Here is a 22,298-nt window from a genome sequence, read left to right on the forward strand (position 1 = left end):
CCTAAAGATATATGCATACATTAAATAATTTTGACTAAAGGATGAAATGATTCTCTAACGCTAATTTGTTTCCTTGGGGAAACTTTTATTTTATTCTAAGCGTTTGTCCTTCTTTTGTAAAGAGAAAAACTGCAAACGATCGTTTTTATGTTATGCGGGGAGGGGGGGACATGAGCTTGGTTTATTGAAAATCCGTGTGACAGAATTGGACACAAAAAACCAATGATTTCTTCAGAAAGGATTGACAGAAGACAAGAACTCTTCATATAATAAAGGTAATCTAATATATGAATATATGCTCATATATAAAGTTCTTGATTTTTAATAGGTTTCATCGATCCAGGGAACGTTACTTATCATATAGAAAAAAGGTGAGAACATGAAAAAAATGAAGGATGAATACGTATTAAGCGGTCTTGATTGTGGAAACTGTGCACGTAAAATTGAAACAGGTGTCAGCAAAATGGATGGCGTTGAAGCTTGTTCCGTTAATTTTGCGACAGGGACATTGACTGTCACACATGCAGATAAGCAAGAAACGATGTCAAAGCGTATTGAAAAAACGGTTCAGTCCATCGAACCTCATGTGAGTGTATCACCAAAAGAAGAAGGACATCACCACGATCATGATCATGGGACAAAGAATTTAAAAGCGATTGTGCTGAAATTAATTGGCGGTGCAGTCATTGGAACAGCAGCTTATTTTATACCAGAAGATGGCTTGCTGAAATTTATCATGTTTTTCGCAGCGTATTTACTAGTCGGCGGTGATGTGGTTTTTAAAGCGCTGAAAAATATCGTGCGCGGCCAAGTATTTGATGAAAACTTCTTAATGACCATTGCAACAGCTGGCGCTTTTGTCATTCAGCAATATCCAGAGGCACTGGCAGTGATGCTATTTTACCAAATTGGAGAGCTGTTCCAAGGGGCAGCAGTGAATCGTTCAAGACGATCCATTAGTGAATTAATGAATATTCGCCCTGAATATGCGAATCTCAAAGTAGGAAATGAAACGAAAAAAGTGAAGCCGGAAGAAGTAAAAGTCGGTGACCGTATCGTCGTAAAACCGGGCGAAAAAATTCCACTTGATGGTCTCGTCATTGAAGGCTTTTCACTCGTGGATACCTCTGCATTAACAGGTGAGTCTGTGCCGCGGGATGTAGAAGCAGGGAAAGAAGTTCTTGCAGGATTTGTGAATCAAAACGGTATTCTTGAAATTGAAGTGCAAAAAGGGCTAAGCGAATCAGCAGTGACGAAAATTTTAGATTTGGTTGAAAATGCGAGCAGCCGAAAAGCACAGACAGAAAACTTTATCACAAAGTTTGCAAAATACTATACACCGGCTGTCGTTGTATTAGCATTGCTGCTTGCCTTTGTGCCGCCACTTCTCATTCCATCAGCTCAATTGTCTGACTGGGTTTACCGGGCACTCGTTTTCCTAGTGATTTCTTGTCCTTGTGCGCTTGTCGTGTCCATCCCATTAGGATTCTTCGGGGGAATTGGGGCAGCTTCTAAACGAGGTATCCTTGTAAAAGGAAGTAACTATCTAGAAGCACTAAACTCTGTGAGCTATGCTGTATTTGATAAGACGGGCACACTCACAAAAGGGAACTTTACGGTGACCAATATCGTGACAACGAGCGACAAGTGGTCAGAAGAAGAGCTGCTTTCTTTTGCAGCTTTAGCAGAAGCCCACTCCTCACATCCGATTGCTGAATCAATTAAAGGGGCATATGGTTCGCCGCTTGATGAAAGCAAGATCGAAGCATATGAAGATATTGCGGGACATGGAATTAAAGCAACCATCAGTGGTTCCAAAGTGTTAGCGGGTAATCATCGCTTGATGGAACGAGAAGGCATTTCATATGAAAAAGAAAAACGAAGCGGAACGGTTGTGTACATGGCCATTAATGGTGAGTTTGCCGGATCGATCTTGATTGCAGATGAATTAAAGGATGATGCAATTGAAGCGGTCTCAGCTCTAAAAGCATCTGGCATTCAAACAGTCATGCTGACTGGTGATGCCAAGCAAGTTGGAACAGCGGTCGCCCAGCAAATTGGCATTGATGAAGTACATGCCGAATTATTGCCGCAGGATAAAGTAACGAAATTAGAAGAAATTGATCAGAAAAAAGCGCCTCAAGAAAAATTATTATTTGTTGGGGACGGCATTAATGATACACCGGTATTAGCAAGAGCAGACATAGGAATTGCGATGGGCGGACTTGGTTCAGATGCAGCGGTAGAAGCGGCTGATATCGTCATTATGACAGACCAGCCGTCAAAAGTTGCAGAAGCCATCGCTGTCGCTAAACGAACAAGAAGAATTGTATGGCAGAATATTGCATTTGCTCTTGGGGTTAAAGGGGTTTTCCTATTACTCGGAGCATTTGGTATTGCGACCATGTGGGAAGCCGTCTTCTCGGATGTCGGTGTGACTGTACTCGCTGTTTTAAATGCCATGAGGGTAATGAAATAAAATTGTTAGGAAAAATTCATGAATACCATCTTTCATAATGAATCCCCTCTTGTTAAAATAGAAGAAGTTGGATAATGGCATTATTCTAAGCTATTATCCTTTCTTTTGAAGGAATGAAAAAGATAAGGTAGGTGCTTATGTGAGTAAAAAAAATAATCAATCATCATCCATTAAATTTGCTGTCATTTTAACCATTATCGCAGCTCTTCTCATCGGATTATTCGTCGTCATTGGAAATAACAACAGCAAAGAAGCACAAACGGTTGACAGTAAGCCTTCTATTAAAGGACAGCCTGTCATGGGAGATAAAAACGCAGCCGTACAAATCGTCGAGTTTGGGGATTATAAATGTCCATCATGTAAATCATTTGAAACAGACATTTTCCCAAAGCTGAAAGCGGACTACATAGATAAAGGCGATGTATCATTTTCGTTTATTAACTTACCACTTCCTGTTCATGGAGATGGCGCAGTGCTGGCAGCACTAGCTTCTGAAGAAGTGTGGAAAGAAGATCCGAAAAACTTTTGGGCATTTCATGAAGCTGTCTATCAAGCACAGCCAGATAGTGAAGCCGAATGGGTCACGCCTGCTAAGCTGACGGAGCTAGCGAAAAAGACAACAAAAATAGATACGGACAATCTTAAAGATAACCTATCAAAAAAAACATATCAGCCGCAGCTGAACACAGACGATCAGCTTGTGAACCAATATAAAGTGAATGCAACACCAACTCTTTTCATTAACAATAAACAAGTCGAAAACTTTTATGACTATGATGAAATCAAAGAATTAATTGATCAAGAGCTCAAAGGGAAAAAATCATGAGGAATAAGCTTGTTTACTTATACAGTGCTTGGATCGTTTCTATCGTTGCGACGATGAGCAGCCTGTATTTAAGTGAAGTAAAGAAGTTTATCCCATGCGATATGTGCTGGTTTCAGCGCATTTTCATGTACCCGCTCGTGCTTTTACTTGGAATTGCGACATTCAGAGGCGATGTGAAAGTGAAATATTACGTTCTGCCTTTGGCTGTGATTGGCGCTTGTTTTTCTATCTATCATTATATGGAACAAAAGATACCTGGCTTTGCATCGATTCGCCCTTGCCTGAGCGGTATTCCTTGTTCCGTTGATTATTTGAACTGGTTTGGTTTTATCACCATTCCGCTACTAGCCCTTATTGCATTTATTCTCATCATCATTAGTATGCTGCTGTTAAATGCAAAAGAAGATTGAAAGAGATAGCCTGCTTATAAGTGGGCTATTTTTTATTTTTGCAAAAAGATAAAATTTAAAGAAAATTTGTATTGCTTTTCACCTGTGTCAGATATACATTAAGGGAGTAGTGTTAGATGATCAGATAAAGGTAAGGAGATAAGCGGAAAATGGCATGGGAAGTCTTAAGTATCATTGGCATTGTCGCATTCGCTATTAGTGGTGCGATTGTGGCAATGGAGGAAGAGTACGATATTCTTGGGGTGTACATTTTAGGGATTGTGACAGCATTTGGCGGTGGAGCGATTCGGAATTTATTAATTGGTCTGCCGGTGTCTGCTTTATGGTCACAGGGCAAAATGTTTACGATTGCCCTTGTATCCATTACGATTGTGTTTCTTTTTCCAAAGCTTTTGCTCAAGCACTGGAGCACATGGGGAAATTTCTCGGATGCAATCGGTTTAGCAGCGTTTGCGATTCAAGGCGCATTATTTGCTGTGCAAAGAGAGCTCCCGCTCAGTGCAATTATTGTGGCAGCCATTTTGACTGGAAGCGGCGGCGGAATTGTGCGTGATTTATTAGCAGGACGAAAGCCGCTTGTGCTAAAAGCAGAGATTTACGCCGTATGGGCAGCCCTTGGTGGCTTATTCGTTGGACTCGGCTTAGCGCAAGGCGAGCTTGCTTTATATCTGCTGTTTGTCATCCTCGTCGTATGCAGGGTTTGTTCCTACTTATTCAAATGGCGCCTTCCCGCCAGGTCTTATTTTTTAAATAAAGGGTAAAACGAAAAAGGGCGATTCCGCTCTTTTTTTTGTGTTTAATAAGAGCTGAAAATCAGCAGATGATGGAGTTTTCGTGTAAAATAAAAGCAGGGTCTTTTGTTCATCATTTGAACAATACATATGATGAAAATTTTGTCAGCTGGCTGAATATCTAGATTCAGCCTTTTTTTGCCTAGATGGATTGTTATGTGTTGGTTTCACTTTTTGCGGAATACTAAAGAAGCACTTCTGAGCGGACGGATGGATGAAATGAACACATCTTTGCATGTAAGCAAAACTTGACGAAAAATATACATAGGAGGGACATGTACTAGTGGAGATTTTTTTGGCAGTGCTCGTACTACTGGCACTCATTGCAGCATCTAATATTATCAATCGTTTTGTCCCCTTTATTCCCGTTCCGTTAATTCAAGTGGGCTTAGGAATATTGGTGGCAGCTTTTCCTTCAGGTTTACATATTTCTTTAAATCCTGAACTCTTCTTCGTTCTATTTATTGCGCCGCTGTTATTTAATGACGGGAAGCGTACCCCAAGGGATGAGCTATGGAAATTAAGAGCACCGATTCTTCTTTTAGCGCTTGGTTTAGTGTTTGCGACCGTCATTGTAGCGGGATATACCATTCATTGGATGATTCCAAGCATACCGCTTCCAGCCGCATTTGCGCTTGCAGCGATTTTATCACCGACAGATGTGGTGGCAGTAAGTGCTTTATCCAGCCGTGTGAATATGCCAAAGGGCATCATGAGACTGCTGGAAGGCGAAGGGCTGATGAACGATGCATCAGGACTTGTCGCCTTTAAATTTGCCATTGCCGCAACGGTGACGGGAGCCTTTTCAATTGCTCAGGCATCCTTTAGTTTTGTACTGATTGCAGCAGGCGGGTTATTGACTGGATTTATTCTATCCTTTTTTATCATTCGTTTTCGCTATTTCCTCCGCCGTTTAGGAATGGACGATGTCACAATGCATATCATCCTGCAAATCCTTACACCATTTGTGATTTATTTAGCAGCGGAAGAAATCGGTGTATCCGGCATTTTAGCCGTTGTGGCTGGCGGTGTGACTCATGCCATTGAGCAAGATCGAATGGAAGCAAATTTAGCCAAACTGCAAATTGCTTCATCAAACACATGGAATATTATTTTATTTATTTTAAACGGACTTGTTTTCGTCATACTTGGACTGCAGATTCCGGATGTTTCCACGGTCATTTTCCAGGATGAAGCCTTTAATAATATGCAGGTCATTAGTTACATCTTAATCATTACGCTATGTCTCATGGTACTGAGATTTTTATGGGTATGGCTGTTCTGGGCAGGTAACTGGAGTGTAACGAAAAAACAGAATGTGAAAAAACCAAAGCTGCGGGCTTCGATGCTGATGACATTCTCTGGTGTCCGCGGGGCTGTGACATTGGCCGGTGCCTTCTCCATTCCATTTACGCTTGCCGATGGATCACCATTTCCTGAGCGGCACTTGATTATTTTCCTCGCAGCAGGCGTCATCTTATGTACACTCATTTTAGCCAGTGTGTTACTGCCTCTTTTATCTGAGAAAAAAGACAAACAAATCGACGTGGACTTGGATACTAAGATTCAGCATGCAAAACGGAAGCTGCTGAGAAGTGCTATTAAAACGTTAAAAGAAGGGATGAATGAGGACAACAGGGAAGTATCCCTTGCACTCATCAATGATTACCGAATGAAGCTAAGAAATATCCAGCGTGAACCATACCAATTCGGAATGAGAAAACAAGAGCGAAAAATCAGACTGCACGGCATCAAAGCAGAACAGATGAAACTTCAACAATTAATCGATGAAGAGAAAATTGACAAGGAAGAAGCCTATGAGCTGCAAGAGAGATTTCATGAGCTGGAAATGCTGTATTCAAACTCCTTCAAAATCCGTTTTTCAAAGGTGAAGTTTCTGCGCTTGCTTCAATGGCTGCAATTATGGCGGCCGAATCAGCACATTTCAAGCGGCATTTTAGAAAACGAGGAATCGTACAAACAAATCCGTAAGAAAACCGCTGAAGCTGCAGTAAATTCGATCAAACATCATATGACAGATGAAAACCAGCAAACGTGCCACCAAGTGATTGGTTTTTACAACCAAGTGATTTACCGCTGTGAACACGGTCCAAGCTTCTTCCAGCAAAAAGACCGTTCATTTGACCGGAAGAAAAAAGAGCTTAACTTCCAAGCTGTACAGACGATTCGAAATGAAATTCAAACCTTATATGAAGATGGTGAGATCAACCGGGATATTGCCCATCATTTAAGGGAGTATATCAATGATATGGAGGCTGTTCTGCTCACCAATACGTGATGTTGTCATCTTCTCCCCCATGTTTTATGATGAAGAAAGAGAACGAGCAGGGGGAGATCAATGATGGCGTATTATGGAGCAATTGAAGCTGGGGGTACAAAATTTTGTTGTGCAATCGGCAATGAGCATGGAGACATCTTAGAGGAAATGACGATTCCGACAAAGCACCCAGAGAAAACAATACAGCAGCTTATTCCATTTTTTAAGCAGCATGACATTGCAGCATTAGGGGTTGGCTCCTTTGGACCCATTTGTGTTCAAAAGGATGATCCTTCATACGGTTATATCATGAACACGCCGAAAGTGGAGTGGAAGCATTATCCGTTCATTCCTGAGCTTGAGAAGCAATTAGGTGTCCCAGTATCCTTTACAACAGATGTCAATGCCGCAGCACTAGGTGAATTAACAAAAGGGGCAGCCAAAGGGCTAAGCAGCTGTTTGTATATCACGGTCGGTACAGGCATTGGTGCGGGAGCTGTTGTGAAAAATGAGCTTCTACACGGCCATTCACATCCTGAGATGGGACATATCCTAATCAGACAGGATGAATCAGATCCGTTTGCAGGTGTCTGTCCGGCACATGGAAATTGCTTAGAAGGGCTGGCAGCTGGACCAGCGATTGAGAAAAGGTGGGGGAAACCTGCCAAAGAGCTTACGCAGGAAGAAGCGGTTTGGGCACTTGAAGCGGATTATTTAGCGCAGGCGCTTATGCAGTACTCACTCATTTTAAGCCCAGAGCGCATCATCATGGGCGGAGGCGTCATGAAGCAAAAGCAGCTATTCCCACTCATTCGAGAGAAGCTGGCTGCTTATGTCAATGATTATGTGGATCTGCCGCCGCTTGATACATACATTGTCTCCCCCGGGCTTGAGGACAAGGCTGGCATGACAGGTGCGCTGCTCTTAGCCATCGAAGCGAAGAGAAACGCCTGATAATAGAGTTTTGAAGCACAACATGAGATAATGAAAGAGATGGAATCTATAAAAAAGGTGGTTGTTAAAATGGTCAAAAGCTTGAATGATACCGTAACATTGAATAACGGAGTCGAAATGCCTTGGTTTGGTTTAGGTGTATTCAAAGTGGAGGACGGCAATCAAGTGGTAGATGCCGTAAAAGCAGCCATACGAAACGGATATCGCAGCATTGATACGGCAGCTGTTTATAAAAATGAGACAGGCGTAGGAAAAGCGATTAAAGAATCTGGCGTGAAACGAGAAGACTTATTTATCACATCTAAAGTATGGAACACAGATCAAGGCTATGAAAAAGCGCTTGAAGCGTTTGACGCAAGCTTAAACCGATTAGGTCTTGATTACTTAGACCTCTATTTGATTCATTGGCCTGGACCAAATGCAGATACATTTAAAGACACATGGCGCGCACTTGAGAAGCTTTATAAAGATGGGAAAGTCAGAGCCATTGGAGTCAGCAATTTCTACATTCAGCATTTAGAAGAGCTGTTAAAAGATGCTGAGGTTGTTCCAGCTGTGAACCAAGTTGAATTTCATCCGAAACTGACACTTGTTGAACTGCGTCAATATGCAAAGGAAAAAGGCATTCAAATTGAGGCATGGTCTCCGCTGATGCAAGGGAAGCTATTAGATCATGACGTATTGAAAGACATTGCTGCACGCTACAACAAATCTGTTGCTCAAGTCATCTTGCGCTGGGATCTGCAAAGCGGTGTCGTGACAATTCCTAAATCAATCAATGAAGAACGCATTAAACAAAATGCAGACATCTTTGACTTCGAGCTTTCCAAAGAAGACATGGAAAAAATCGATGCATTAAACAATAACGAACGCGTCGGCTCAAATCCAGAGACGATGACGGTTGGGTTTGAATAAATAATAAAATCCTCTTTCTTATATGAGAAAGAGGATTTTTTACGTACTGCTTCGGCGCACAGCCAAGAGCATGATAAAAGAGAGGATCACAATACAAATCGTCCAAGCCCAAGCAAGCTCCATTCGTCCAGAATCAATTGCCACATAGATAGCGGTTGGGAGTGTTTGCGTTTTTCCTGGGATGTTGCCGGCAAACATTAAGGTCGCCCCGAATTCTCCAAGGGCTCTAGCAAAGCTGAGGACGCTGCCTGACAATAGGGAAGGCAGGGCAAGTGGTACTGTAATATAGGCAAAGACTTGGAATGAATGAGCACCATCTACTTTTGCAGCCCCTTCAATATCTGACTCAATCGTAGAAAATCCGGCTTTTGCTGATTGATACATAAGCGGGAATGCCACAACCGTTGATGCAATTACCGCCGCCCACCATGTGAAAATGACCGGCTGGTGGAAGATCCATTCAATCACGCCTCCGATCAAGCTATGCCTTCCGAATATGACGAGCAATAAAAACCCTACAACTGTTGGTGGAAGGACAAGCGGCATCATTAAAAGCGTTTCTACGATCATTTTCCCCTTAAATGAAGTTCGCGCCATCCAATAGCCAATCATTGTACCAAAAACTGTTGCCAGCAGCCCGCTCACAATGGCAACTTGCACGGACAGCCAGATGGGAGATAGGAATTCTTCAGTCAGCATGGGCATTATGTTACTTGAAAGCCGTACTTTTTAAAAATGGATTTGGCTGCTTTTGATTGAAGAAATTGAAAAAAGGACTTGGCTTCCTCTAAATGTTCTGTCCCTTTTACGATCCCTACTGGGTAAATGATCGGGGAATGCATGTCCTGATTGGCTTCAGCTGCAATCTTTACTTTTTTTGAAACGAGGGCATCTGTCTTATACACAACACCTGCTTCCACATTTCCTGTTTCTACGTAGCTTAAAACCTGCCGCACATCCTTGCCGTACACAGTGTTCTTTTTCACTTGATCCCAGATGTTCAGCTTTGTGAAAATCTCTTTGCCGTATGTACCAGCAGGAACGGATTCAGGTGTGCCAAGAGCAACCTTTCCTTTTATGTGCTCGACTTCTTGAAAGCTTTTAATAGAGGAAGAGTGATCTTTTGGCACAATGAGTACAAGCTCATTTTGGATAGCATCCTTGATAAAATGTTGATTGATGTCTCCAGATTGCACAAGCTCATCAAAGGGCGCTTCAGCTGCTGAGAAAAAGAGATCGGCCTTTGCCCCTTGTGCAATTTGCTGCTTCAATGCGCCGGATGACCCGAAATTATTTGTTAATGTCACATTCGGATGCTCATCATTATAGGTGGATTCAATTTCCTTTAGTGCATCCTGAAGACTTGCCGCAGCTGAAATGACAAGCTCTGTTTTTTTTATTGTTGTACCCGATGACTTCATCTCTGTTTGACACCCGCTCAGGAGCAAACAGATGGCGATGAAGGCGAAGAACGCATACTTCATGTTCACACCTCTTATTATTCAATATCATCTGTATCCTTTATTATAAGCAAACTTATTTGACCATTCATAGGCTTTCAGTAAAAAGAGAAAAGAAAAAGCCGCCAGAAGGCGACTTTTATTGCTGATAAAAACGGAGCAAATTCCCATTGATCACTTTGTCTGATAAGGAAAGCTCTTTATTGGCTTTTTCGATATAAGGCTGACACACCTCATCCTGTTCAACAGGCTCTTTTGTTTTTTGATCATAGCAGGTGTTCTTTGTATAGAGATAATCATTTGTAATAAAGTTTCCGTTTCTCAAAACAGCAAAAGGCGTCCGTTCGTTTGAAAATAAGTCATTGCCAAATTGAATGGCATCCTTCGTTTCAATACCGAGTAAGTGCAGGAGTGTCGGCTTCACGTCGATTTGCCCAGCTGTTTCAGAAATTGTCTGCGGTGCTTGGTCTGTGACTCCCGGAATGTAAATCAAAAAGGGAACCCGCTGCAATTTCACAGCATCAAACGGTGTGATTTCATCTTTATTGAGCAGCTCTGCCATTGCCTGATGATGTGCCTCGGAGATGCCATAGTGATCCCCCATGAGAACAAACATTGTATTGTCATACAGTCCTTCTTCTTTCATACGTTCAAAAAATGTCTTTATGGCTTCATCCTGATAGCGGACGGTCGTCACATAGCGGTTTAAAATGGCGCTGGACGAATCATATTCATCAATCAATTGATCCTTTGGATCGATTTCAAATGGAAAGTGATTGGTCAAGGTAATGAACGTGCTGTAATAAGGCGCCTTCAACTTTTTTAAATAATCAATGGATTGGTCAAAGAAGTCGATATCCTTTAAGCCCCAGCCAGTTGAATTCTGTTCATTGACCTGATACGAATCGACATCATAAAAGCGGTCAATCCCAAACGATTCATACATCACATCACGATTCCAAAACGTTTTATTATTCGCATGAAATTGGACGGATTGATAGTTCTCTTTTTTCAACTGCTTGTATAACGTGTCGTATTCGTTGTCACTCGCTGTGAAAAAGACAGCGCCGCTGCTAGATGGATAGAGGGAATTTGCGACAATAAACTCTGAATCCGACGTCTTTCCTTGCTCAGTCTGCTGATAAAATTCATCAAAATAAAAACTCTTTTTAGCAAGTTGATTTAAAAAGGGAGTGATGTATTGTCCATTCACCTTTTGATCAACGACAAATTGCTGGGTTGATTCGAGTGAAATGAACACAACGTTCTTGCCTTTAGCAAGTCCAAAGTACTCTTCGTTTGGTGCACTGTAATCAGCCTTTGTGTAGTTTGCTACGGTTGAAAGTGTATCTTCATCTGCAAAGGCTTTTTGTCCAATTCGCGCTGTTTGGGCAGCGCCGTCATACAGGTGGAACTGGAACAGCCCAAGGTTTCGTACAATCACTTCTCGATCATAAGAGCTTGTCAGAAAACGAGGGTGATCCATCATGGCTGAACTGACATGAAACAATAGAAAGCTGCAGCACACGGCATAATATGTTTTGATCGTCTTGAAGGAGGCTTTTGGAGCTAAAGGTTTACGCTTTAACAGCCATGCCAGTACTACGAAATCAATGAGCATCAGCAAAAACAGCGGGTGGAACAATTCTGTCATACTGCTGCCCATATCCCCCATGTTTTTCGCTTGGAATAATACAGGGATCGTAATGAAATCAATATAAAATCCATAAAAGATCGTATTCGCTATAAGAATCGCCGTCAAAATAAAATTTGCGGTCAATAAAAAAACCTTTTGCTTCGTTTCATTTAAAAAAAGAGCTATCCCAAACAAAGGGAGCAAAAAGCTAAGTGGATTGATTAAAAGCAGCCATTCATGAAACAGATTGGCCGTTCGTATGTGAAATCCGAATTGATATATAATGTATGTTTTCATCCACATGAAGAGGATGGAATACACTAAAAACCAGTGATTTTTGAAGAACGCTTTCATTTATGTAGCTCCTCACCATTCTGTATTCAGCTGCAAGGTAAAAACACTTATCTTAAACCTACTAAAAAAATGAGGAATGATCAATTCATATCCTGTGTTTTTCGGAAAAACTCTTTTTGATTCATTAGAATGGGATGGATATGCCGCAGATGACGGCGATGTAATAGCAGGTAACGACGGTAAGAGCAGCTAGTACGACTTGTTCTCCTGTGCTGCCTGTTTTGACATAGAAGGGAAGACGCACTTTAATGGAAGCTGGAAATAAAAATTTAATCCCGTTCACAGTTCCTGCATCCAGGATCAGATGACTTGCCATCCCGACTAGTAAACCGATACTTAGGCTGTCATTTGGAATGTATGTTGTCGCTAGAAAATAAATGATCAGCAAAAATAATAAACTGTGTGTAAACGTGCGATGACCGAATACACTGCTGATCAGTGCCGAGAGCAGCGGGAATTTTCTGCCGATTTTACTTTTTGTATGGCAAAGATCAGGGATCAGGGCACCAACTGATCCAGCAGCAGCCATCGTCACTGGGTCGAATCCATAATAGTAGGCAACGGCTGTAGAGGCGGCAACTCCGCCCATGATGTGTGTTTTTCCTGTCATGATGCGTACTCCTGTTCTATCTTTAGTTCAAGTACTCACTATATCAAGGGTGGATTTATTCAGCAAGGCTTATTTCTAAAGAAAAAGAGGCCAAAATGGTTGGCTGAATGGAAAAACATTCTATAATAAGGGAGAAGTCATGTTGATACTAACGATAAGGATGCGATTCGGATGGGTAATGCAGACATTTTAAAAGAAATTGTTCTTGTACATTATGAAGTCAGCCGTAAATTAAACCGCAAGTTACTTGAGTTAGAGAAAGACATCACGCCCCCGCAGATATATGCTCTTTCTATTTTGATACAAGGCAAAGTATCACATGCCGAAGAGCTGAAGCAAAGACTCTCTTTAAACCCTGGTGCAGCCTCTATTGCACTCAATAAATTATGTGAGCAGGGTTATATTCAAAGAGAACGGGACAAGGACGATTCATCACTTGTTCGTTTAGAAGTCACGGAAAAAGGGATGGCGATTTATGAAAAGCATACACGTCTTTTCGGAAAAGTGATTCAGCATATGATGTCAGACTTCACAAAGGATGATTTAAAAACCTTTCTGTCGTACTTGCAAAAAATGAGACAGACCTTTCATGATGATTGAGCCTCTTCCCTTGTATAATGCTGAGCGCTGTAGCGCAAATTAAACAGGCAACCGCATTATATGAAAAGGGAGGAAACAGCGATGTCATTTTTCCAAAAGGATAAAAAGGCGAAAAGTGAGAAAAACCATCAGCAGGTAGATCAGCTGTTAGAGGAAGCAAGTAAAGAGCTAGCAGGCGATCCGCTTCAGGAAGCTGTACAAAAGAAGAAAAACAACCAACAATAAGCAGGTAAAGGGCAGAGAAACCGTTCTCTGCCTTTTTTCTATGTTTTTCCCTTTGACAGATGTGAGAATGTTTGATAACCTTCGTGTAGTAAAAATGAATAGAAATCCTCACGCTATGTCTCAGTGAGGTAGAGGTTGCGCGGATGATGAGTCACTCATAGGAGAGATGGAATCGTAGATCATGAGAAAAAAGGCATCAGCGCCGAAGTGTAAAGAGAGCTCCAACTTTCTTTATGCTGGGTCTGCATTGAATAAATGCAGGACTGCCACGTCTTTGAAGCGTGGAGGGCTATCCGGAGATCAAGGTGTATGTTTTGAAAAGCATGGACTTTTGTTCAGGCTTTTTTTTATGTTCTGAGTAACAAAAATAAGGGTATGCTGTGAATAAGTAATCCATGATGAACATAAAGAATGCAAGTCATTGCTTCACAAATATATCAATGAAGATACTGCCGGGTCTGGTCCAAAGTGAATAAAACGGAGGTACGGAAATGGAACAGACAAAAAAATGGGGTTTTTGGTTATTGACGGCTTTTGTCGTCGGAAATATGGTAGGTTCAGGCATCTTTATGCTGCCAAGTACGCTTGCCCAGCACGCCAGTCCTTTAGGTGTGACGATGGCATGGCTTGTCACAGGCGGCGGTGTGCTGATGATTGCGCTTGTATTTGGGCATTTGTCCATTCATAAGCCGCAGCTGACGGCTGGACCACAAAGTTATGCAAGGGCGCTTTTTAAAGATCCGAAAAAAGGGAAAGCGGCCGGTTTTACAATGGTTTGGGGATATTGGGTGGCAAGCTGGATTAGTAATGTCGCAATTATTACAAGCCTTGCTGGTTATTTAACGACTTTTTTCCCTATTCTCACCGTGAAGACTGAAGTTTTTACCTTTGGAAAAGAAGCGGTCACACTTGGCCAGCTCATGACGTTTATCGTATGTACCCTTCTTCTATGGGGAACACATACCATTTTAATCACTAGCTTAAGTGCTGCAAGTAAATTGAATTTTATTACGACCTTTTCGAAGGTGCTTGGATTCGTCCTTTTTATTGTGGCGGGATTATTTGCATTTCAAACGGCATTATTTGAACATTATTACTTCCCAGTTGAAACAGGCGGAGAAGGAGTGCTCGGACTTGGTGGCCAAATTCATCATGCGGCTATTTCCACACTATGGGCATTTATTGGGATTGAATCAGCTGTCATTTTATCAGGAAGAGCATCCTCACAGCGTGATGTGAAACGTGCAACGATTACAGGTCTTTTAATCGCACTTTCGATCTACATGATTATCACATTGATTACAATGGGCGTTCTGCCGCATGATCAATTGCAAGGCTCTGACAAACCATTCGTGGATGTGCTTCAGCTTATTATTGGGCCAGCTGGCGGAATTGTCATGGCACTGCTGGCGATTATTTGTTTGTTTGGTTCGATGCTTGGCTGGATTTTACTTGGTTCAGAAGTACCGTATCAAGCAGCAAAGGCTGGTGATTTTCCAGCAGTTTTTGCAAAAACAAACAAAAAAGGAAGCCCTGCTTTCGCTTTGACTGTTACAAATATTATGTCACAGCTGTTTATCTTCTCTGTGATGTCACGTACGATTAATGAAGCTTTTACTTTTTTAACCACATCAGCGACACTTGCGTATCTTATTCCGTATATTGTGTCTTCCATCTACAGCTTTAAGGTCATCATGCAAGGTGACACATATGAGCTTCAAAAAGGAAATCGAACAAGAGACGGTATCATTGCACTTGTTGCGATGGGATATTCAGCTTGGGTCATTATTTCAGGAACAGCCGACTTGAAAACTTTTGGTCTTGGAATCGGTCTATTCTTAGTGGGTATTTTGCTTTATCCACTTATGTCAAAAGGATTTGCCAAAGAAACGGTATAAGATAAGGAAGACGTTTCTCCATCTCTGGAGAAACGTTTTTTTATGATGCAGATGTCAATCGGTCCACAATGAACTCTAGCTGACCTTCTAGTGACACTGGGTCATTAAAAAAGTAACCGACGGGATCTATTTCAAATACACGTTTATTTTTGACGGCAGGAAGTGATGTCCAAATGCTGCTTTGATATACTTGGTCACCATTACTTTTTGAGCCGCTCCATGGACCTGTGAAAATATAGTCGCCAGCGAATTCTGGCAGCTTCTCAAGAGAAATGCTTGCATAGCCGACACCGCTGTCGATCGCTTCTTTTTTGACGGCTTTCGGTGCTTTTAATTTCAGCTCGTCATAAATGATTTCGCCCCCGCGGCCAAAGGTGTTTCCAAAGATATAAATACCTTTATCAAATGGCGATACGATCGAAACCGTTTTGCTGCCGACAGCTTTTGTTACCTTTGGTTTCACCTCAGCAATTTTAGTATCCCATTTCGTGATCCATTCTGTTGCTTTTTTTGATGTACCTGTCATTTTACCGAATTCTTTTAGCTGGTCTTTGAAGGAATATTGGTTGTATTTAACCGCTACAGTTGGGGCGATTTTTTTGTATTGATCAAACTTCTCGTCTTCTCCCCAAGCAATAATCATATCTGGCTTCAAAGCGGCTACCTTTTCAACTGATGGGGTCCTTCCGAGATTTTCCACTCCATCTGTTTTCCCTTTATAAAAAGGGTTTTTAAAGATGGGCGATGTTGTAGCAACCGGCGTCTTGCCGAGTGTGACGAGGTCCCCGTAATAGCTTTCTGCAAGAAGCACTATTCGTTTCGGATTTTTCGGAAGCTTCACTTCACCTTTGGCATCCTGATATGTAATCATGTCATTCTTTTTCGCTGCAGATTGTTTATTTGAAGTGCTGCCGCAAGCGGCTGTAAAGATCATAAGGATGGATAAAGAAATCAAAAGAAATCCAGTTCGTTTTTTCACAAAAGTTCTCTCCTATTCACTTTTCCTTGATAATGATTCTCATTTTCAATTTTATCGTAACATGATAGGAACAAAAATGCATCGGCTAATTTAGAACCAAAAGAAAAATGATGAAATTCTCACAGTTTTTTGCCGAAAATAAAGAAATTTATCAGAACAGTGATTTCAAAAAGAAAAGAAAGTGATATACTAGACTTCGAGATTGATAATCATTATCACTAATAGAGAATAGACATGAACGGAAAGGAAGAGACTGGTTTTGGGCTCACAATCGAATAAACAGCTGCCAGCCAGCGATGATACGATCGATATTGTCACGAAGCCTTTTGGAACAGCAGCTGTTATCATCATAGGAATGATCGCTTTAGCATTTGGTCTTTTTTTATCAGTATCATTAGGAGCGGCAAACATTCATCTACAGACTGTATGGGAAGCCGTTTTTCATTTTGATCCACATCAAACTTCACATCAAATCATTCGGGAATTGAGGCTGCCGCGTACAGTTGGAGCTGCCCTCGTCGGTGCCTTTTTAGCCGTATCAGGTGCCATTATGCAAGGAATGACAAGAAACGCGCTTGCGTCACCTGAGATTATGGGTGTGACAAATGGCTCCGCATTTGCGATTGCCATTGCATTAGCATTTTTCCCTGGCCAATCTTCTTTTACATTAATTCTTTGGTCATTTGTTGGAGCCGCACTCGGTGCCTCTATTGTATTTGGTGTAGGTACTATGTCAAAAGGGGGGCTGACCCCTGTAAAGCTCGCACTAGCTGGTACAGCGGTTGGAGCACTTTTGAGCTCCGTATCCTCAGCCATTGCCATCCGTTTTGACGTCGCTCAAGATATGAGCTTTTGGTATGCTGGCGGAGTGGCAGGGGTGAATTGGAGCAATATTCATATCATCATTCCAGTTGCCATTGCAGGACTAATTATTGCAATGATCCTTGCCCGTTCGATCACGGTTTTGAGCTTAGGTGAAGAACTGGCGAAAGGACTTGGACAGTATACAAAAACGGTCAAGGTGCTTGGTATATTGGTTGTTATTCTTTTAACGGGTGCTGCCGTGTCGGTAGCAGGCTCTATTGGTTTTATTGGGCTTGTGATCCCTCATGTCACTCGATTCTTGGTCGGAGTGGACTATCGCTGGATTATCCCATGCTCCGCTATTTTAGGGGCCACTTTGTTAATTTATGCAGACATTGCTGCAAGACTGGTCAACGCTCCGTTTGAAACGCCAGTCGGTGCCATTACAGCGATTATAGGCGTTCCTTTCTTCTTATACTTAGCTAGACGTGAAAGGAGCGGGATTTAAATGGAAATGGTGCAGCAAGCAAAGAAAAAGAAATATCAACGAACGATGCTCATGATCTTTTTCGCGATCGTAGCTGTGTTTCTCATTAGTTTAAATACCGGAGAAATTCGAATCTCTCCGATGGATACATTGAAAACACTTTTTGGATTCGGAAGTGAAATGGATGAACTCGTATTATTCGAGTTCAGGCTTCCAAGAATGGTCATCGCTTTACTTGTCGGCGCTTCTATCGCTGTATCAGGAGCGATTTGGCAAGGTGTTTCTCAAAATGGTTTAGCTGACCCAGGTATTCTCGGTGTCAATGCCGGTGCTGGTTTTGCCGTTGTGCTATTTATCTTTGCATTTCAAGGCACGATGACAAATTTAGGTGATTTTACGATTTTTGTACTGCCGCTTTTCGCGTTCGTAGGTGCAGGCTTTGCTGCATTTCTCATCTATGTGTTAGCGTGGAAAAAAGGCATCACACCTGTTCGATTGATTTTAACTGGTATTGGTGTGAATGCTGCGTTTTCAGCAGCAATTGTGGTCATCCAGTTGAAAATGAGCCCAAATGATTTTAACCAAGCCATCGTGTGGTTATCTGGAAGCATTTATGGCTCGAGCTGGACGTACGTCTTATCTGTTCTGCCATGGATGCTGATTTTCCTTATATTAGCGCTTGTCAGATCACGCTACTTAAACATTATGAATTTAGGTGATCAGCTGTCCTATGGATTGGGCATTTCTGTTCATAAAGAAAGAAGCCTTCTCATGCTGATTGCCGTTGCATTAGCAGGTGCGAGTGTTGCTGTTGCAGGAAGTATTTCTTTCCTAGGATTAGCCGCACCGCACTTGGCTAGAAAGCTTGTTGGGCCAAAGCATCAAGGAATGATACCGGCCTCCGCACTGATTGGCGCGCTGTTATTATTACTGGCAGATACAATTGGCCGCGTCATCCTTGCACCATCAGAAGTGCCAGTTGGCCTTGTCGTTTCTGCTTTAGGCGCACCTTACTTCATTTACTTATTGATGAAATCGAACTAATGAGGAAGGAGAGACAACATATGAAATCACTCGAAACAGAAAAGCTTTGTATCGGTTATCAAGACCGTTTGATTGTAGAAGATTTGAATGTCAGTATCCCAAAAGGCAAGGTGACAACACTGATTGGACCGAATGGCTGCGGAAAATCAACCATTTTAAAAACGATGTCTCGTATTATGAAATCCAATCGAGGAGCTGTTTACTTAAATGGCAAGGCTATCCATGAGACGCCGACAAAAGAAATTTCAAAACAAATGGCGATCTTACCGCAAACGCCCGAAGCACCAAGTGGATTGACAGTGTATGAGCTCGTGTCATATGGACGTTTCCCGCATCAAAATGGGTTTGGCCGCTTATCAAATGAAGATAAACGAATTATTAGGTGGGCACTTGAGGAAACGGGAATGATTGCTTTTCATGATCGGCCAATTGAAGCACTTTCCGGCGGACAGCGTCAGCGTGTATGGATTGCGATGGCACTTGCCCAGGAAACAGAGCTGCTCCTATTAGATGAACCTACGACGTATTTGGATCTTGCACATCAGCTCGAGATTCTTCAGCTGTTAGAACGCTTAAATAGAGAGCAGGGTCGAACTGTGTTGATGGTCATCCATGATTTGAATCATGCGGCGCGTTTTTCACATTACATGATTGCCCTCAATCAAGGGAAAGTCATAAAAGATGGTACGCCTCATGAGGTCATGACCAAAGATGTACTCAGTCGGGTATTCCATATTGATGCAGAAATTGTGCTTGATCCTAGAACGAATAAGCCGATCTGTTTAACATATGACTTAATGAATCGTGAACGAAAGCTAGAAGCTGTGAATGGATAATAGATGTAAAGGAACCCGGTGCAGCTGCCGGGTTTTTTTGTATGTTTAAAACTTCCTATTCCTGCCATTTTATCCAGTTGATATTTTTTCGCTTTTATGCAGAAAAGAGGTACTTTTTTACTTTAGACAATGGTAATATACGGTTAGAGATCATAGCTAGAAAGGAAAGAGATGCGTGGAAACAGCAAAAATATTGATTGCAGATGACGAAGAAGCAATTGTGAAAATGGTTGAACGCGTATTAAAAAAAGAAGGATTCAAGCATATTTATAAAGCCTACCATGCAGATGAAGCATTAGATATTGTCAAAAATGAGGATATCCACCTTTTACTTCTAGATGTGATGATGCCCGGTAAGTCTGGCTTTGACGTTCTGCCTGAAATCAGAAAATTAACGAAAGCGCCCATTTTCTATTTAACTGCAAGAACGTCTGATGTCGATAAACTGACGGGCTTTGCGCAGGGGGCAGACGATTACATCACCAAGCCATTTAACCCGCTTGAGCTAGTGGCTAGAATTAAGGCTCACCTAAATCGAACATATATCTCTTTACAGGAGGAGCAAGAAGACACTCAAAGCCAATATCATTATGCCCATTTCTCCTATCATCCTCATGCAGCCGAATTGAAGGTAAGAGGAGAGGTGACGGCATGCTCTGCTCAGCTTCTTTCTTTGCTGAAGTACTTTTGTGATCATCCGAATATGGTTCTTTCAAAAGACCAAATCTATGAGAAAGTATGGGGCGTCCCATCATATGGTGATAACAACACCGTCATGGTTCATATTCGAAAGCTGAGAGAAAAGATTGAATTAGATCCGAGTCAGCCTGAATATATTGTGACGATCCGTGGTATGGGTTATAAATTTATACCGCACCCCGCAAAGGTTCTTCAATAGTTTATGAATTTACGAGCAAAACTTTTCTTTCACTTTGTCGGACAAATGTTTATTGTGATTGCCATTTTGATGATTGGGAATACGTTCTCTGAGAACTTATATTTAAATAAATACTACAAGAACATGACCGAAACTGGTTTAACAAAAGCTGATGGAGATACACTCATGAGCTGGCTTTATTTTAACGAGGATGGAAAAATGGAAGCCGACGATCAGCTCAAGCAAGCAGTGAAAAAACGAGACGGCTGGCTGCAAGTAATTGATTCGAAAAAGAAAAACGTTTATAGTTATCATCGCCCTAAAACCATTCCAACATCCTATCAAAAGGATGAAATGATCAAAATCTTTGAAAAGAGACAATTTAAAGATTACAAGATGTACTTCTGGCCAATTGAGATTGACCAAAAAAGCTTTATCGTGTTATATGGGTTCAAAACGAACAGCACAAAGGTAGCCAATTATCTGAAGCAGCACGAGAAGAATTTGGCTGCACTATCTCAATATTCGGTTGAAACGAAAGAATTCTTGAAGAGAATGAATGGATCGGTGCATTTGTTCAATGACGAAGGAAAATATTTAAAAGGCATTCGAGCCAACACCGATTTGAAACATAACGTAACAGATGTTGAACTGCTCAAGTATCAATCGAAGCCTTGGGAGTTTAGAAGTGATCTGTCTTATATGAAAGTGAATAAAAACCTGTATATTATTGTTTCGGTACCAAATAAAGTATACAGCCCGGATGAGCTTTACGATAAAGAGACAGACGCTTTAAATCAATATACAACCATCTTAAATGCAGGTCTTGCACTCACCATTATTATTGTCATGACTTCATGGTATTCGTATCGCTATGGACTGCCAATTTATCACATTATTCGCTGGCTGATTTTCTTATCAAGAAATAAATTGCAGGAACCAACAAATAGAAAGGGAATTCCAGTCAGTAAAAATAAAAAAGGCCGTATTAAGCGGGAATATCGATTATTTGAGGATATCCTAAAAACAATGGATCAGCTCACGCTTACATTAAAAGAGAATGAAGCAAACCGAAGAAAAATTCAAACCACAAGGGAAGAATGGATTGCAGGATTGTCTCATGATTTGAAAACGCCTCTAAGTACGATTTACGGCTATGGACTCATGCTTGAATCCGATCAATATCAATGGTCCAAGGAAGAAGTCATAGAAATGGGACAGGTGATTCGTGAGAAATCAGAATACATGTCGACATTGATTGAGGATTTAAACCTCACGTACCGATTGAAAAATGGTGCCCTGCCCATTAATCGGAAACCGGTTGAACTCAGTGAATTTTTAGCTTCCATTATGGACGAGTTTTCAAGAAGCTCCTCATCTGAGGATTATCCATCCTCCTTTGAAGATCAAACAGATGGTGTCATATTTGAGATCGATAAAGCATGGTTCAGACGAGTGATTGAGAACCTGCTGGCGAATGCAGTGAAGCATAACGAAAAAGGCACACATATTACAGCTGTTTTATCTGAAACAGATGAAGAAGTTCGAATCGAAATGAAAGACAATGGCCGCGGAATGGCACAGGAAACGGTGGATCACCTATTTAACCGCTATTACAGAGGGACAAATACAAACGATCCAACGAACGGAACAGGTCTCGGGCTTGCGATAGCAAAAGAGCTCGTCTTGCTGCATGACGGTGATATTCAAGTTGAAAGTGAACTAGGCACTGGAACAACTATTGCGATTATCCTAAAAAAATCATCACCTGTAAAATAGCCAAAAAACGATTTTCTTTTCTAAAGGAGATCGTTTTTTCCTGTTTTAGGATTGAA

20 protein-coding genes and 1 riboswitch are annotated in these 22,298 nt (G+C 41.6%); of the genes, 15 read left to right on the plus strand and 5 right to left on the minus strand.

Annotation, left to right across the window (positions count from 1 at the left end):
- Positions 1–379 precede the first annotated feature (379 nt).
- The 7 genes from AAZR19_RS14650 (at position 380) to AAZR19_RS14680 (ending at position 8,653) form a co-directional block, all read left to right on the plus strand.
- On the plus strand, positions 380–2,479 hold the full coding sequence (locus AAZR19_RS14650; protein ID WP_434703590.1) for a heavy metal translocating P-type ATPase: 2,100 nt from the start codon (positions 380–382) through the stop codon (positions 2,477–2,479).
- 139 nt (positions 2,480–2,618) lie between these two features.
- Positions 2,619–3,305: a DsbA family protein gene (locus tag AAZR19_RS14655; protein WP_395894076.1), complete on the plus strand. Its 687-nt coding sequence runs from the start codon at positions 2,619–2,621 to the stop codon at positions 3,303–3,305.
- Complete coding sequence (locus AAZR19_RS14660) at positions 3,302–3,715, plus strand: disulfide oxidoreductase (protein ID WP_041107782.1); 414 nt, start codon at positions 3,302–3,304, stop codon at positions 3,713–3,715. Before AAZR19_RS14655 ends, AAZR19_RS14660 begins: the two co-directional genes overlap by 4 nt.
- 149 nt (positions 3,716–3,864) lie before the next feature.
- A complete protein-coding gene (locus AAZR19_RS14665) occupies positions 3,865–4,476 on the plus strand; it encodes a trimeric intracellular cation channel family protein (RefSeq protein WP_076840020.1) in 612 nt (203 codons plus the stop codon).
- Positions 4,477–4,789: 313 nt separating this feature from the next.
- Complete coding sequence (locus tag AAZR19_RS14670) at positions 4,790–6,805, plus strand: Na+/H+ antiporter (RefSeq protein ID WP_076840018.1); 2,016 nt, start codon at positions 4,790–4,792, stop codon at positions 6,803–6,805.
- Between the two features lie 63 nt (positions 6,806–6,868).
- Entirely contained in the window at positions 6,869–7,738 is an 870-nt protein-coding gene (locus AAZR19_RS14675) for an ROK family protein (RefSeq protein WP_076840016.1), read from the plus strand.
- A 69-nt stretch (positions 7,739–7,807) separates the two neighbouring features.
- Positions 7,808–8,653: an aldo/keto reductase gene (locus AAZR19_RS14680; RefSeq protein WP_024423460.1), complete on the plus strand. Its 846-nt coding sequence runs from the start codon at positions 7,808–7,810 to the stop codon at positions 8,651–8,653.
- Between the two features lie 39 nt (positions 8,654–8,692).
- On the opposite strand, the gene modB is transcribed toward AAZR19_RS14680, so the two are convergent.
- From modB to AAZR19_RS14700, 4 genes are all read right to left on the minus strand, one after another.
- Complete coding sequence (gene modB, locus AAZR19_RS14685) at positions 8,693–9,358, minus strand: molybdate ABC transporter permease subunit (RefSeq protein ID WP_075621778.1); 666 nt, start codon at positions 9,356–9,358, stop codon at positions 8,693–8,695.
- Complete coding sequence (gene modA / locus AAZR19_RS14690) at positions 9,358–10,137, minus strand: molybdate ABC transporter substrate-binding protein (RefSeq protein WP_076840014.1); 780 nt, start codon at positions 10,135–10,137, stop codon at positions 9,358–9,360. Before modA ends, modB begins: the two co-directional genes overlap by 1 nt.
- A 115-nt stretch (positions 10,138–10,252) precedes the next feature.
- Positions 10,253–12,103 (minus strand): LTA synthase family protein, encoded by a 1,851-nt coding sequence (locus AAZR19_RS14695; RefSeq protein ID WP_076840013.1) that lies wholly within the window; start codon positions 12,101–12,103, stop codon positions 10,253–10,255.
- A 124-nt stretch (positions 12,104–12,227) separates the two neighbouring features.
- Positions 12,228–12,713, minus strand: a complete 486-nt coding sequence (locus AAZR19_RS14700; RefSeq protein ID WP_056765800.1) for a metal-dependent hydrolase — start codon at positions 12,711–12,713, stop codon at positions 12,228–12,230.
- 171 nt (positions 12,714–12,884) lie between these two features.
- On the opposite strand from AAZR19_RS14700, the gene AAZR19_RS14705 reads away from it, so the two are divergent.
- The 3 genes from AAZR19_RS14705 to AAZR19_RS14715 all read left to right on the plus strand — a co-directional run bounded on the left by AAZR19_RS14705 (position 12,885) and on the right by AAZR19_RS14715 (position 15,436).
- The gene (locus AAZR19_RS14705) at positions 12,885–13,313 is read left to right on the plus strand and encodes a MarR family winged helix-turn-helix transcriptional regulator (RefSeq protein WP_024423455.1); all 429 of its coding nucleotides are present in this window, start codon (positions 12,885–12,887) and stop codon (positions 13,311–13,313) included.
- Between the two features lie 81 nt (positions 13,314–13,394).
- On the plus strand, positions 13,395–13,538 hold the full coding sequence (gene sspJ, locus AAZR19_RS14710) for a small acid-soluble spore protein SspJ (protein ID WP_024423454.1): 144 nt from the start codon (positions 13,395–13,397) through the stop codon (positions 13,536–13,538).
- A 121-nt stretch (positions 13,539–13,659) separates the two neighbouring features.
- Positions 13,660–13,838: riboswitch (Lysine riboswitch) on the plus strand.
- 191 nt (positions 13,839–14,029) lie between these two features.
- Positions 14,030–15,436 (plus strand): amino acid permease, encoded by a 1,407-nt coding sequence (locus tag AAZR19_RS14715; protein WP_041107769.1) that lies wholly within the window; start codon positions 14,030–14,032, stop codon positions 15,434–15,436.
- Between the two features lie 40 nt (positions 15,437–15,476).
- On the opposite strand, the gene AAZR19_RS14720 is transcribed toward AAZR19_RS14715, so the two are convergent.
- Positions 15,477–16,415, minus strand: a complete 939-nt coding sequence (locus AAZR19_RS14720; protein WP_076840011.1) for an iron-hydroxamate ABC transporter substrate-binding protein — start codon at positions 16,413–16,415, stop codon at positions 15,477–15,479.
- 259 nt (positions 16,416–16,674) lie between these two features.
- Here AAZR19_RS14720 and AAZR19_RS14725 point away from each other — a divergent pair, with 259 nt between their 5' ends.
- The 5 genes from AAZR19_RS14725 to AAZR19_RS14745 all read left to right on the plus strand — a co-directional run bounded on the left by AAZR19_RS14725 (position 16,675) and on the right by AAZR19_RS14745 (position 22,242).
- Positions 16,675–17,727, plus strand: a complete 1,053-nt coding sequence (locus AAZR19_RS14725; protein WP_024426037.1) for a FecCD family ABC transporter permease — start codon at positions 16,675–16,677, stop codon at positions 17,725–17,727.
- Positions 17,728–18,750, plus strand: a complete 1,023-nt coding sequence (locus AAZR19_RS14730; protein ID WP_048237425.1) for a FecCD family ABC transporter permease — start codon at positions 17,728–17,730, stop codon at positions 18,748–18,750.
- Between the two features lie 20 nt (positions 18,751–18,770).
- Positions 18,771–19,586, plus strand: coding sequence for an ABC transporter ATP-binding protein (locus AAZR19_RS14735; RefSeq protein ID WP_087976153.1), 816 nt, complete (start codon positions 18,771–18,773; stop codon positions 19,584–19,586).
- Between the two features lie 175 nt (positions 19,587–19,761).
- On the plus strand, positions 19,762–20,484 hold the full coding sequence (locus tag AAZR19_RS14740) for a response regulator transcription factor (RefSeq protein ID WP_087976154.1): 723 nt from the start codon (positions 19,762–19,764) through the stop codon (positions 20,482–20,484).
- Positions 20,485–20,487: 3 nt separating this feature from the next.
- Positions 20,488–22,242 carry a HAMP domain-containing sensor histidine kinase gene (locus AAZR19_RS14745; protein ID WP_075621784.1) on the plus strand — a complete coding sequence of 585 codons (1,755 nt, stop codon included), beginning with the start codon at positions 20,488–20,490 and terminating at the stop codon, positions 22,240–22,242.
- Positions 22,243–22,298 lie beyond the last annotated feature (56 nt).

Origin of the sequence: Bacillus sp. Je.9.29.b (genome assembly GCF_051129925.1) — a bacterium.
GTDB classification, from domain to species: domain Bacteria; phylum Bacillota; class Bacilli; order Bacillales; family Bacillaceae; genus Bacillus; species Bacillus safensis.